The organism is Micrococcus sp. KBS0714, assembly GCF_002008305.4.
GTDB lineage: Bacteria > Actinomycetota > Actinomycetes > Actinomycetales > Micrococcaceae > Micrococcus > Micrococcus luteus.
The window spans coordinates 1247931-1260831 of the sequence record NZ_CP042169.1 but is presented as its reverse complement, the minus strand read 5'-3'; the positions used below and the strand labels follow the sequence as shown (position 1 = coordinate 1260831).

Genomic DNA, 12901 nt, shown 5'->3' with positions numbered 1-12901 from the left:
GCGGGCCGACGCGTCGGCCCGGCCGTCAGGGCTCGAGCGGAGTGATCTCCCCGGAGAAGTGCGGGCGCCGGCGCCGCGCATCCCAGCCCCACACGCGCGTGCCGCCGTCGGGCCCGGGCTCGTAGCGGACGGCCACGGTGGTCGGCAGCACGACGGGCGCCTCGAAGTCGATGTGCCAGCGGAACCCGGCGCCGGCCGGCTCACGGCCCTCGAGCATCCGGGCGGCCAGGAACATCCCGTGGGCGATCGCGCCCTTCATGCCGAACAGTCGAGCCGAGACGCCCGTCAGGTGGATCGGGTTCCAGTCCCCGGAGACGCCCGCGTACCGGCGTCCGGCCCCCGTCCCGAAGCGCCACTGGGCGGTCGGCGTCGGGGGCACGAAGTCCGGGCGGGCGGGCCGCTCGGGACGCAGGCCGGAGAGGTGGACGCCCTTGGCGAGGTACCGGGAGACGCCCTCCCACAGCAGTGCCTCCTCGCCGTCGTCGCCGGGCCCCTCGACGGTCACGACGACGTCCACGGCGGTGCCCGCGTGGTGCGGGACGAGACCCACCGCACGTGCGGTGACGCGCAGGGCGGTCTCCGCCGCGACGGGCCGGTGGTGCAGGACGGTGTTGCTCAGGTGCACCAGCCCGGGCAGGGGCAGCGGGAACTCGGGGTCGGCCATCAGCTCCATGGCCGCGCCGAACACCTGGGTGTGCACCAGGACCGAGGGCAGGTCCGCCGGATTGGCGGACCCGACGGCCCCGCGCCACGCGGTCACGGCCTCGGCCGGGATGCGGTGGCCGGTCACGACCACCTGACGGTCCGGGAGCTCGCGGGGACGGCGCCGACGGACGACGGCGTCCGTGGCGGCCCGCCCGGCGGCCCGGACGTAGAGCCGGCCGAGGGAGGGCGGGGCGGACAGCTGCGTGGTCTGCATCCTCACGCCCCCAGCTTCGACTGGCCGCAGACCCGCAGCGTGGCCCCGTTGGTGCCGCCGGCGGCGTCCGAGGCGAGCCAGGCCACCGTCTCGGCCACGTCCTGCGGCAGGCCGCCCTGCTGCAGCGCGTTGAGCCGCCGGCCCACCTCGCGCGTGGCGAGCGGGATCTTCGCGGTCATCTCGGTCTCGATGAAGCCCGGGGCCACCGCGTTGATCGTGCCCCCGCGGGCCGCGAGGACCGGGGCGGACGCCGCGGTCAGGCCGATGACCCCGGCCTTCGAGGCCGCGTAGTTCGTCTGGCCGCGGTTGCCCGCGATGCCGGAGATGGAGGCCAGGCCCACGATGCGCAGCCCCTGACCCGCCACGTCCCGGGCGTCCTCGGCGAGGAACGCCTCGTTCATGGCCAGCTGGGCCGTGGTGTTCACGGCGAGGACGGAGTCCCAGCGTGCGGCGTCCATGTTGGCCAGCATCCGGTCCCGGGTGATCCCGGCGTTGTGCACCACCGCGTCCATCCGGCCGTGCCGGGTGCGGCAGTGCTCGAGGATGCGCGCGCCGGCGTCCGGCGCCGTGATGTCCAGGGCCAGCGCGGTGCCGCCCACCTCGTTCACAACCTCGGCCAGCGCCTCGCCCGCCGCCGGGACGTCCACACCGACGACGACGGCCCCGTCGCGGGCGAGCGTCCGAACGATAGCGGCGCCGATGCCGCGGGCGGCACCCGTGACCACGGCCACCTTGCCGGCCAGCGGGCGCGCCGCGTCGGCGGGGACCGCGCCGTCGGCGGTGGCGACGGGCACGAACTGGCCGGAGACGTACGCCGCACGGCCGGAGAGCAGGAACGCCAGCGCGCCGGCCGCACCGGGGGCGGTGAGCGGCACACCCTCGCCCAGGACCAGGCCGTTGGCCGTGCCGCCGCGACGCATCTCGTGCGCGATGGAGCGGGTCAGGCCCGTCACGCCCTGGCGGGCGGCGCGCAGGGTCGGGTCCGTGGCGGCCTCGGGGTCCTCGAACACGGTCACCACGCGCGAGGAGGAGCCCAGCGAGCGCAGCGCGCCGCCGATCTCCAGCGCCACCGCGCCGAGGTCCGCGGGCGTGGCGACCCCGTCGAAGCACGCGACGATCGCCGCGTGGCGGGCGCCCTCCCGGGGGGCGTCGGCGACCTCGAGGCCCCACGAGGCCAAGAGGGTGCGGGCGTCCGCGGCTGCGGGGGTCGCGCCCAGGACGAGAACGGAGCCGGGCAGCACGGGGTCGCCGGGGGTGTGCCGGCGCAGCTCGACGGGCTGAGGCAGGCCCAGGGCGCCGGTGAGGCGGCGGCCCAGGGGCGAGGCGACGAAGGTGCCGTAACGGTCGGTCATGGTCGGTCCTCTCGGGTCGGGTCGGTCGGGGCTCAGCGGCCGCGGAGCAGGGCGACGATGCCCTGGCCGCCGGCGGCACAGACGGAGATGAGGCCGAGGGAGCCCTCCCCCTTCTCGTGCAGCATCTTGGCCAGCAGGGCGACGATGCGGCCGCCGGTCGCGGCGAAGGGGTGACCCGCCGCCAACGAGGAGCCGTGCACGTTGAGCCGGGCGCGGTCCACCGAGCCCAGCGCACCCGGCAGCCCGAGGCGCTCGCGGCAGTACTCCTCGTCCTCCCAGGCGGCGAGGGTGGACAGGACGGTGCCGGCGAACGCCTCGTGGATCTCCACGAAGTCGAGGTCGTCGAGGGTGAGCCCGTGCCGGGCCAGCAGGCGCGGGACGGCGTAGGCCGGGGCCATGAGCAGGCCCTCGTGCCCGTCGACGAAGTCCACGGCGGCGTTCTCCATGTCCACGAACTCGGCGAGCACGGGAAGCCCGCGCTCGGCGGCCCACTCCTCGGAGGAGAGCAGCACCGCGGAGGCGCCGTCGGTGAGCGGGGTGGAGTTGGCGGCCGTCATGGTCGCCTCGTCCCCCAGCTGGCGACCGAACGCGGGCTTCAGGCCGGCCAGCTTCTCCGGCGTGGAGTCGGGGCGGAGGTTGTTGTCGCGGGCCAGGCCGTGGAACGGGGTCACCAGATCGTCCATGTACCCGGCGGCGTACGCGGCGCCGAGGTTCCGGTGGGAGGCCGCGGCGAGCTCGTCCTGGGTCTGACGGGTGATGCCCCACTTGTGGGTGGTCAGGGCCTGGTGCTCGCCCATGGACATGCCGGTGCGCGGCTCGCCCGCACCGGCCGGCTCGGGCACGAGCTGCCCGGGGCGCAGCTGGGCGAGGGCGCGCAGGCGGTCCTTCATGGTCTTGGCGGTGTTCAGCTGCAGCAGCACGCGGCGCGCACCGTCGGAGAGCGAGACGGGTGCGTCCGAGATCGAGTCCACGCCGCCGCCGATGGCGGAGTCGAGCTGACCGAGCCGGATCTTGTTGGCCAGGGTGCCCAGGGCCTCCATGCCGGTGGCGCAGGCCACCTGGACGTCGGCGGCCGGGGTCGCGGCGGAGAGCGCGGAGCCCAGGACGGCCTCGCGGGTGAGGTTGAAGTTGCGCGGGTGCTTGAGGACGGCGCCGGCGGTGACCTGACCGAGGCGCTCGCCCTGGAGCCCGAACCGCGCGACGAGGCCGTCGAGCGTGGCCGTGAGCATCTCCTGGTTCCCGACCTCGGCATAGGCGGTGTTGGCACGGGCGAAGGGGATGCGGTTGCCGCCCAGGATGACGGCGGGGCGCAGCGCTCCACCGGCGACGGCGGGGCGGGAGGCGGTCTCGGACGCGGGGGTCTCGTGGTGGGTCATGACGGTCCTCTCGACGGCGGGCCCACCGCCGACGCGGCGGGGGCGTTGTCACCCCGGACGATACGGACGATACGGACGTCGGCGGGGTGGGTGACTGTGATCCACAGTACCTGATACGCTCGGTTTCGTGAATCCCGTCACGTCCACCGCCCGGGACGGTCGCAGCGTCCGCTGGGACCGGCACCGCGCCGAGCGCCGTCTGGAACTGGTCCGGGCCGCCCGGTCGGCCGTGCACGCCCTGGGCGCACACGCCTCGATGGAGGAGATCGCGTCCCACGCGGGCACCTCCAAGACCGTCTACTACCGCTATTTCGGCGACCGCGAGGGCCTGCGCCTGGCGGTGTCCGAGCGGGTCACCGCCCACATGGAGCGCCGCCTGCTCGAGGTCGCGGACGAACCGGTCTCCGAACCCGAGGCGCTGCGTCGCATGGTCGAGGTGTACCTCACGGTCGCGGCGACGTCGCCCGAGGTGTACGCGTTCGCCGTCGCCCCGTCCCCCGCCGCGGCCGAGGCCCCTGTGCTGGGCCCGTTCCTCGAGCGCGTCTACGCCATGCTCGAGTCGGGCCTGGCGCGCGGGATGGCCGCGCGGGGCCACGCCCCGGCGCCGGCGGACCCGCTCGCCCTGTGGCCGCGCGCCGCCGTCGGCCTCGTCCGGGCCGCCGCCGAGACCTGGCTGCGGACCCCGGCCGCCGGTCGCATCCCGGTCGAGGCGATGGCCCGCGCCATCGCCGACTGGCTGCTCACCGGCCTCATCGGCGCCGCGCCCGGCGCCGCCCTCGAACCCGCGGCGGCGGACGCCGTCCGCGCCCGCCCCCACTCACGAACAGGAGCATCGTCATGACCGTCCACGAGAAGCTCGCCCCCCAGTCCTCGACGCCCAGCACCGAGGTTCCCTCCGACGTCGCCGAGATCGCGCCCGAGCGGCCGACGCCCGGCTCCCTCGACGCCGCGGCCCTCGAGGAGGCCCTCCTCGGCCGCTGGGCCGCGGAGCGCCGCGAATCCCGCGAACTGGTCAAGGATCCCGCCCTGTGGCGCGACCCGCTGCTCGGCATGGACGAGCACCGCGCCCGCGTCCTGCGGCAGCTGGGCGTCCTCGTGGAGCGCAACGCGGTCCACCGCGCCTTCCCGCGCGAGTTCGGCGGCGAGGACAACCACGGCGGCAACCTCGCCGCCTTCGGTGACCTCGTGCTCGCCGACCCCTCCCTGCAGATCAAGGCCGGTGTGCAGTGGGGCCTGTTCAGCTCGGCGATCCTGCACCTGGGCACCGCGGAGCACCACCGCCGGTGGCTGCCGGGCGCGATGGACCTGAGCGTCCCGGGCGCCTTCGCCATGACCGAGATCGGGCACGGCTCGGACGTCGCCTCGATCGCGACGACCGCCACGTACGACGAGGCGACCCAGGAGTTCGTCATCCACACCCCGTTCAAGGGCGCCTGGAAGGACTACCTCGGCAACGCCGCGCTGCACGGCAGGGCGGCCACGGTCTTCGCGCAGCTGATCACCCGGGGCGTCAACCACGGCGTGCACTGCTTCTACGTCCCCATCCGGGACGAGGAGGGCGCCTTCCTGCCCGGCGTGGGCGGCGAGGACGACGGCCTCAAGGGCGGACTGAACGGCATCGACAACGGCCGTCTGCACTTCACTCAGGTCCGCATCCCGCGCACCAACCTCCTCAACCGCTACGGCGACGTGGCCGAGGACGGCACCTACTCCTCGCCCATCGCCTCCCCCGGGCGTCGCTTCTTCACGATGCTCGGCACGCTCGTCCAGGGCCGCGTCTCCCTGTCCCTCGCCGCCACCACGGCCTCCTTCCTCGGCCTGCACGGTGCGCTGGCCTACGCGGAGCAGCGCCGCCAGTTCAAGGCCTCCGACCCGCAGCGGGAGGAGGTGCTGCTGGACTACCAGAACCACCAGCGCCGCCTCATCGACCGCCTGGCCCGCGCCTACGCGGACGCCTTCGCCTCCAACGAGCTCGTCGAGAAGTTCGACGACGTCTTCTCGGGCCGCTCCGACACGGACGTGGACCGGCAGGAGCTCGAGACGCTCGCCGCGGCCGTGAAGCCGCTGACCACGTGGCACGCCCTGGACACCCTGCAGGAGGCCCGCGAGGCGTGCGGCGGCGCCGGGTTCCTCGCCGAGAACCGGGTGGCCCAGATGCGCGCCGACCTGGACGTGTACGTCACGTTCGAGGGCGACAACACGGTGCTCCTGCAGTTCGTGGGCAAGCGTCTGCTGACCGACTACTCGAAGGAGTTCGGACGTCTCAATGTGGGCGCCGTCTCCCGCTACGTGGTCCATCAGGCCTCGGACGCCCTCCACCGTGCGGGCCTGCACAAGGCCGTCCAGTCCGTGGCCGACGGCGGGTCCGAGCGCCGCTCGGCGAACTGGTTCAAGGACCCCGCCGTCCAGCATGAGCTGCTCACCGAGCGCGTCCGTGCCAAGACCGCCGACATCGCCGGCACCCTCTCGGGGGCCCGGGGCAAGGGCCAGGCGGCGCAGGCGGAGGCGTTCAACACGCGCCAGCACGAGCTCATCGAGGCCGCCCGCAACCACGGCGAGCTGCTGCAGTGGGAGGCCTTCACCCGCGCCCTGGAGGGCATCACGGATGAGACCACGAAGACCGTCCTGACGTGGCTGCGCGACCTGTTCGCGCTGCGCCTCATCGAGGACGACCTCGGCTGGTTCGTGGCCCACGGCCGCGTCTCGAGCCAGCGCGCCCGGGCCCTGCGCGGCTACGTCAACCGGCTGGCCGAGCGGCTGCGCCCCTTCGCCCTCGAGCTCGTCGAGTCGTTCGGCCTCGAGCCCGAGCACCTGCGCATGGCGGTGGCCACGGACGCCGAGACCCAGCGCCAGGAGGAGGCCCACGCCTGGTTCACGGCCCGCCGGGCCGCCGGCGAGGAGCCGGAGGATGAGAAGGCCGTGCGCGCCCGCGAGAAGGCGGCGCGGGGTCGCCGCGGCTGACCGTGGCCGTCCCCGGACGCACACGGGCCCCCGTCACCTCGCGGTGGCGGGGGCCCGTGTGCGTGGTCGGGCGGGCTCAGCGCAGCACGGCCTCGTAGACCTCGATCGTGCGCTCCGCGATGGTCTCCCACGAGAAGTGCTCGATCGCGCGGGCCCGGCCGGCCTCACCCATCGCGCGGGCGCGCTCCGGGTCCTCCACGACGCGGGTGAGCGCGGCCGCGAAGTCGGCGGCGAACCTCTCCTCGTCCACGGGCGCCCCCGTGCCGTCGTCGACCTGCTCGAAGGGGACGAGCAGGCCGGTCTCGCCGTCCTGCACGACCTCCGGGATGCCGCCCACGGCGGAGGCGACGACGGCGGTGCCGCACGCCATCGCCTCGAGGTTGACGATGCCCAGCGGCTCGTAGACCGAGGGGCAGGCGAACACGGTGGCGGCCGTGAGGATCTCCATCACCTCGTGGCGCGGGATCATCCCCTCGATCACGACGACGCCCTGGCGGGTGCGCCGCAGCTCGGAGATCAACTCGTTCACCTCGTGCGCCAGCTCCGCGGTGTCCGGGGCGCCCACGCACAGCACGAGCTGGACGTCCTCCGGCAGCCGCAGGGCCGCACGGAGCAGGTGGGGCACGCCCTTCTGGCGCGTGATGCGGCCGACGAACGCGACGGAGGGCTTGTCCGGGTCGATTCCGTACTTCTCCAGTGCGGCGGTGCCGGTCTGCGGGGTCCAGACCTGCGTGTCGATGCCGTTGTGGACCGTGTGCACCTTCGCCGGGTCCACGTCCGGGTAGCAGGCCAGGATGTCCCGGCGCATGCCGTCCGAGACCGCGATGACCGCGTCCGCCCCGAGGTACGCCGTGCGCTCGGCCCAGCTGGACAGGGCGTAGCCGCCGCCGAGCTGCTCCGCCTTCCAGGGGCGCAGCGGCTCGAGGGAGTGCGCGGAGAGGACGTGGGGGGTCTGGTGCAGGAGCTTGCCGAGGTGGCCGGCCAGGTTGGCGTACCAGGTGTGGGAGTGGATGACGTCGGCGCCCTCGAGGTCGCCGAGGATCGTGAGGTCGGTGGCCAGGGTCTGCACGGCCCCGTTGGCGGCGTCGAACCCGGGCGGGTTCGGGTACGTCAGGACGCGGGCCCCGTGGTAGTCCGGGTCGCGCGGCGCGCCGAAGGCGTGCACGCGGACGTCGGCGCGGGAGGCCAGGACACGGGTCAGCTCGGCGACGTGGACGCCGGCACCGCCGTAGATGGACGGGGGGAACTCTTTGCTCACGATGTCGATGCGCACGCCCCCAACCTAGTTCAGCCCGGCGGGGGTCGATAGTCTGGCGGCACGGATGCCCCGCACGCCCCGAGCACGCGTGCGGGTCGCGACGACCCGGCTCACGAGGAGTGACGCAGATGGTGCAGAAGAAGGTCCTCTCGGTCGTGCTGGCGGGCGGTGAGGGCAAGCGCCTGATGCCGCTGACGGCCGACCGTGCCAAGCCGGCCGTCCCGTTCGGCGGCACGTACCGCCTCATCGACTTCGCGCTGTCCAACCTGGTCAACAGCCGGTACCGCGAGATCGTCGTGCTGACGCAGTACAAGTCGCACTCGCTGGACCGCCACATCTCCGAGACGTGGCGGATGTCCACGCTGCTGAACAACTACGTGGCCTCCGTGCCGGCACAGCAGCGCCGGGGCAAGGACTGGTTCACGGGCAGCGCGAACGCCATCTATCAGTCCATGAACCTGATCCACGACGCACGGCCGGACATCGTCGTCGTCATCGGCGCGGACCACGTCTACCACATGGACTTCCAGCAGATGGTGGACCAGCACATCGCCTCGGGCGCCAAGGCGACCGTGGCCGCGGTGCGCCAGCCGCTCGAGCTGGCCTCCTCGTTCGGGGTGATCGAGACGGACCCACAGGACAGGACGCGGATCTCGGCGTTCGTGGAGAAGCCGGAGACGACCCCCGGCCTGCCGGACGACCCCACGCAGTTCCTGGCCTCGATGGGCAACTACGTGTTCGACACCGACGCCCTCGTGGCGGCGCTGAACCAGGACGAGGAGAACCCCGAGTCGAACAACGACATGGGCGGGGACATCATCCCGCTGTTCGTGGAGCGTGGCGAGGCCGGGGTGTACGACTTCACCGCCAACGAGGTGCCCGGGGGCACGGCCGGCAAGCACTACTGGCGGGACGTCGGCACCCTGGACTCCTACTACGACGCGCACATGGACCTGGTGCAGCCGTGGCCGGAGTTCAACCTCTACAACCGCGAGTGGCCGCTCTACACCCGCCAGTCCGTCTCCCCGCCCGCCAAGCTCGTGCGCTCATCCACCCGCCGCCCCGGCTCGGCGAACGACTCGATCCTCTCCCAGGGCGTGGTCATCTCCGGCGGCACCGTGGCCCAGTCCGTGCTCTCCACGGACGTGCGCGTGCACAACGAGGCGTGGGTGGAGCAGTCGGTGCTGCTGGACTCCGTCGTGATCGGCGAGGGGGCCCACGTGCGCAACGCGATCCTGGACAAGAACGTGGTCGTGCCCCCGGGCGCGCGCATCGGCTTCGACCGGGCGGAGGACGAGGCGAACGGCTACACCGTGACAGAATCCGGGCTGACGGTGCTCTCCAAGGGCCAGCCCGTCCCGACGCCGCACTGACGCGGCCCCGGGCCGCCGGTCCCGGACCACCGCCGACGCGCGGGCACGCCCCGGTGTGTCCGCGCGTCGCCGTCCCCGCTGGATCCCCGACCGGAGGCTCGCCTTGACCGACACCACCCCCGACCTCGACGCCACCAACGTCACCCGCGCGGAGGCCGCGGACCGCTCCCGCCTGCTCACGGTGCAGGACTACGTCGTGGACGTGGACCTCTCCGACGCCCGGGACGCCGCCGCCGACACCTATCCGGTCCGCACCGTGATCCGCTTCGCGTGCGCCGAGCCCGGCGCGCAGACCCACCTGGACTGGATCCACGGCGGCGTGGAGTCGGTGGCCCTCAACGGCACGGCGCTGGACGTGGCCGAGGTCGTGGGCGAGGCCCGGGTGCTGCTGCCCGACCTGGCGGCGCAGAACGTGGTCGAGCTGGTCGGCCGGTCCGTGTACTCCCGGTCGGGCGAGGGCCTGCACCGCTTCACGGACCCCGCCGACGGCGAGGTCTACCTCTACACCCAGTACGAGCCCGCCGACGCGCGCCGCGTGTTCCCGGACTTCGAGCAGCCGGACCTCAAGGCCGCCTTCACCTTCTCCCTCACCGGACCCGAGGACTGGGTGCTGGCCTCGAACCGGCCGGAGGTCTCCCGGACGCCGACCGGGGACGGTGTCGTCCGGGTGGAGTTCGCCCCGACGCTCCCCCAGTCCACCTACATCACGACGCTGCTCGCCGGCCCCTATGCGCAGTGGGAGGACGCCTGGGACGGTCACCCGGCCAGCGGTGCGCAGGCCGTGCCGCTGCGGCTGTTCACCCGGCGCACGATGGCCGACGCGTTCGACCCCGAGGCCGTGTTCGACGTGACGAAGCGGGGGCTGACGTTCTTCCACGACCTCTTCGGCGTCGCGTACCCGTGGGGCAAGTACGACCAGGCGTTCGTGCCCGAGTACAACCTCGGCGCCATGGAGAACCCGGGCCTCGTGACCTTCACCGAGGACTTCGTGTTCACCTCGCGGGCCACCGCGGTCCAGTACGAGGGCCGCGCCAACGTGATCCTGCACGAGATGGCGCACATGTGGTTCGGCGACCTCGTGACGATGCACTGGTGGGACGACCTGTGGCTCAAGGAGTCGTTCGCGGACTACATGGGCGCCCTCGGCGTGGACGAGGCCACCGACTTCCGGACCGCGTGGGTGACCTTCGCGTCCCGCCGCAAGGCCTGGGCGTACGTGCAGGACCAGATGCCGACGACGCACCCCATCGTCGCGGACATCGTCGACCTCGAGGCCGCCCGTCAGAACTTCGACGGGATCACCTACGCCAAGGGCGCCTCCGTGCTCAAGCAGCTGGCCGCCTACGTGGGCCGTGACGCGTTCCTCGACGCCGCACATCGCTACTTCGCCGCCCACGCGTGGGGCAACGCCTCCCTCGCCGACTTCATGGCGGTCCTCGAGGCCGCCTCGGGGCGGGACATGCGCGCGTGGGCGGACGCGTGGCTGCACACCTCCGGCGTGCCCCGGCTGCGGGTCGACGTCGACGGCGACGCCCCGGTGCTGCGCCAGGAGGGCGCGGACCCGGTCACGGGCGGGCCGATCCTCCGCCCGCACGTGCTGAAGGTCGGCGTCTTCACGCCCGGGCAGGACGGCGTCCTGCGCCGCACCGCCCAGGTCACCGCCGATGTGCCGGGTGGGGCGGAGGGCGCGGCCGTGCCCCTGCCGGACCTCGAGGTGCCCGGGGGCGTCCGCCTCGTGCTGCCCAACGACGAGGACCTCACCTACGCCGCCGTCGCGCTCGACGCGGGCTCGCTGCGCGCGGCCCTGACGCACCCCATCGCGGACCCGCTCGCGGAGGCCACCGTGTGGGCCGCCCTGTGGTCGATGACCCGCGACGGCGAGCTGCCGGTCGCCCGGTTCCTGGACGCGGTGGCGACGCTGTCCGCGCGGATCGCGACCGTGGGCGTGCACGCGCAGGTGCTGGCGCAGGCCGCCGCGGCCGTGGGCCAGTACGCCCGCGCCGAGGACCGTGACGCGCTGCGGTCCCGGCTGGGCGAGGTCCTGGCCGAGCAGACCCGCACGCTCGAGGCCGGCTCCGACCGCCAGCGCACCGCGGCCCGCACGTGGGCGACGCTGGCGCGGGCCGACGTCGGGATGGCCGCGGCCCTCGAGGCCGCCCTGCTCGGCGAGGACGCGGCGGCGTTCGCGCCGGGCCTGGCGGTCGACGCGGAGCTGCGCTGGCTCGTGCTCCAGGCCCTCGCCGCGACCGGCCGGGCCGACCAGGACCGCCTGGACGCGGAGCTCGAGGCCGGCCGCACGGCGCAGACCGTCACGTGGCACCGGCTCGCCGCAGCCGCCCGCCCCGAGGCCGAGGTCAAGGCCGCCGCGTGGGAGGCGGTCATGTCCGGCCGCACGACCACCGGCACGGAGCTGTCCAACGACCTGCTCTCGGCCACGGCGGCCGGCTTCGCCGCGGGCGGGGTCGAGCTCCTCGCCCCCTACGAGTCCGGCTTCTGGCCGCGCCTGACCTCGGTGTGGGCCTCGCGGTCCAACGGGCTGGCCTCGCGCGCGATCGGCGGGCTGTTCCCGGGCCGCCAGGACGCGGTGGCCGGCGGCGCCGACGCGCAGGAGTCGCACCCGACGCTGGCCGCGGCCCAGCGCTGGCTGGACGAGCACCCCGACGCCCCGGGGGCCCTGCGGCGCCTGGTCGTGGAGCACACGGACGCCCTGCGGCGGTCCCTGCGCGTGCAGGCGGTGCAGCCGGCGGGCTGAGCGGTAAGCCCTCCCGCGCAGAGTGGTCACGACACGCCGCCTCCCCTCGGGCGAGGCGGTGTGTCGTGACCATTCCAGCTCAGGGCGCGGCAACGCGGAGCACGCGTTCCCGGCCCACCCGGCGCAGGCCCACGGCGTCGGCGGCGCGCTGGGCGTCCCGGTCGCGCATCCCCACCCGCTCGACGACGACGGGCCGCGTCTCCAGCACGGCCGTCAGTTCGGCGTGGCGCGCCACGTGCGCGGCCCCGCCGTCCGGGTCGAGAGACAGCGCCTGCCGGTCGGCCGCGTGGAGCCAGGCCGCCGACACGTCCTCCACCGGGCCGCGCAGGTGCGCGCCGAGGGAGGCGTCGTCGAGCAGGTCGGAGACGTCGGCGTCCGCGAGGCGGGCCACGAGTGCGGGTGGCCCGGCGACCACCGCGGTCGTGTGGAGCAGGACCACGTGCAGCAGCTCCGGGTCGGCGTCCGCGGCGGGCGCGAGCACGACGCCCGGGTCCTCCCACGCCGTCGGCGCGACGCCGAGTCCCGCGGCCAGCCCGGTCCGCAGCGCGGCGGTCGCGTCGGCGCCCAGCACGTCGGCCGGCGCGACCGTGCCGAGGGCCAGCGGGTGGACGCCGAGCAGCCGGTTCAGGGCGCGGGCCTCGCGGTGCGCCCGGTCCACGAGGGCGGCCAGCTCGGGCGAGGTCTCCCCCACCAGCGGCAGCTCGCGCAACGTTGCGGCACCCACCGGCACCCCGGCCTCGGCCGCGACCGCTGCCAGCGCGTCCCAGTGTCGCGTCTCCTCCTGGGCAGGCGTGCGGCCGCCGCCCGGCTCGTCCAGCCGCGGTCCGTGAGCAGAGGCACGCGGCGGCCGGAGGCCAGCTCCAGCTCGAGGGCGCAGTGGACGTCCACGGTCGACCGTGGGCGCCCCGGG

At 74.4% G+C, this 12901-nt stretch carries 9 protein-coding genes; 4 read left to right on the top strand and 5 right to left on the bottom strand.

The annotated features are described in order from the left end of the window. Nucleotides 1-25: 25 nt before the first annotated feature. Genes B1A86_RS05800 through B1A86_RS05790 form a run of 3 tightly spaced genes read right to left on the bottom strand, consistent with a single transcriptional unit; the run spans nt 26 to nt 3647 of the window. Entirely contained in the window at nt 26-919 is an 894-nt protein-coding gene (locus tag B1A86_RS05800; RefSeq protein ID WP_036315203.1) for a MaoC/PaaZ C-terminal domain-containing protein, read from the bottom strand. 2 nt (nt 920-921) lie between these two features. Further along, on the bottom strand, nt 922-2271 hold the full coding sequence (locus B1A86_RS05795; RefSeq protein ID WP_060974152.1) for a 3-oxoacyl-ACP reductase: 1350 nt from the start codon (nt 2269-2271) through the stop codon (nt 922-924). A gap of 32 nt (nt 2272-2303) precedes the next feature. Next, the gene (locus tag B1A86_RS05790) at nt 2304-3647 is read right to left on the bottom strand and encodes an acetyl-CoA C-acetyltransferase (RefSeq protein ID WP_069941302.1); all 1344 of its coding nucleotides are present in this window, start codon (nt 3645-3647) and stop codon (nt 2304-2306) included. Between the two features lie 127 nt (nt 3648-3774). On the opposite strand from B1A86_RS05790, the gene B1A86_RS05785 reads away from it, so the two are divergent. Together B1A86_RS05785 and B1A86_RS05780 are read left to right on the top strand one after the other, a co-directional pair. Then, nucleotides 3775-4488 carry a TetR/AcrR family transcriptional regulator gene (locus B1A86_RS05785; protein WP_036315211.1) on the top strand — a complete coding sequence of 238 codons (714 nt, stop codon included), beginning with the start codon at nt 3775-3777 and terminating at the stop codon, nt 4486-4488. Further along, on the top strand, nt 4485-6608 hold the full coding sequence (locus tag B1A86_RS05780; RefSeq protein ID WP_069941301.1) for an acyl-CoA dehydrogenase: 2124 nt from the start codon (nt 4485-4487) through the stop codon (nt 6606-6608). Before B1A86_RS05785 ends, B1A86_RS05780 begins: the two co-directional genes overlap by 4 nt. A 76-nt stretch (nt 6609-6684) precedes the next feature. Here the strand turns inward: B1A86_RS05780 and glgA are convergent, their stop codons facing one another. Beyond that, a complete protein-coding gene (gene glgA, locus B1A86_RS05775) occupies nt 6685-7881 on the bottom strand; it encodes a glycogen synthase (protein WP_044658928.1) in 1197 nt (398 codons plus the stop codon). Nucleotides 7882-7994: 113 nt separating this feature from the next. Between glgA and glgC the strand changes: the two genes are divergently transcribed. Together glgC and pepN are read left to right on the top strand one after the other, a co-directional pair. Further along, nucleotides 7995-9239 carry a glucose-1-phosphate adenylyltransferase gene (glgC, locus tag B1A86_RS05770; RefSeq protein ID WP_069941300.1) on the top strand — a complete coding sequence of 415 codons (1245 nt, stop codon included), beginning with the start codon at nt 7995-7997 and terminating at the stop codon, nt 9237-9239. A gap of 103 nt (nt 9240-9342) precedes the next feature. Continuing rightward, on the top strand, nt 9343-11991 hold the full coding sequence (gene pepN, locus B1A86_RS05765; RefSeq protein ID WP_078025543.1) for an aminopeptidase N: 2649 nt from the start codon (nt 9343-9345) through the stop codon (nt 11989-11991). 79 nt (nt 11992-12070) lie between these two features. Here the strand turns inward: pepN and B1A86_RS05760 are convergent, their stop codons facing one another. Next, complete coding sequence (locus tag B1A86_RS05760; RefSeq protein ID WP_223247538.1) at nt 12071-12715, bottom strand: hypothetical protein; 645 nt, start codon at nt 12713-12715, stop codon at nt 12071-12073. Nucleotides 12716-12901: the final 186 nt, after the last annotated feature.

What these genes read in the sequence shown, in the direction of transcription:
- B1A86_RS05800 (WP_036315203.1), bottom strand. Translation starts at nt 919, where the DNA reads ATGCAGACCACGCAGCTGTCCGCCCCGCCCTCCCTCGGCCGGCTCTAC.
- B1A86_RS05795 (WP_060974152.1), bottom strand. Translation starts at nt 2,271, where the DNA reads ATGACCGACCGTTACGGCACCTTCGTCGCCTCGCCCCTGGGCCGCCGC.
- B1A86_RS05790 (WP_069941302.1), bottom strand. Translation starts at nt 3,647, where the DNA reads ATGACCCACCACGAGACCCCCGCGTCCGAGACCGCCTCCCGCCCCGCC.
- B1A86_RS05780 (WP_069941301.1), top strand. Translation starts at nt 4,485, where the DNA reads ATGACCGTCCACGAGAAGCTCGCCCCCCAGTCCTCGACGCCCAGCACC.
- glgC (WP_069941300.1), top strand. Translation starts at nt 7,995, where the DNA reads ATGGTGCAGAAGAAGGTCCTCTCGGTCGTGCTGGCGGGCGGTGAGGGC.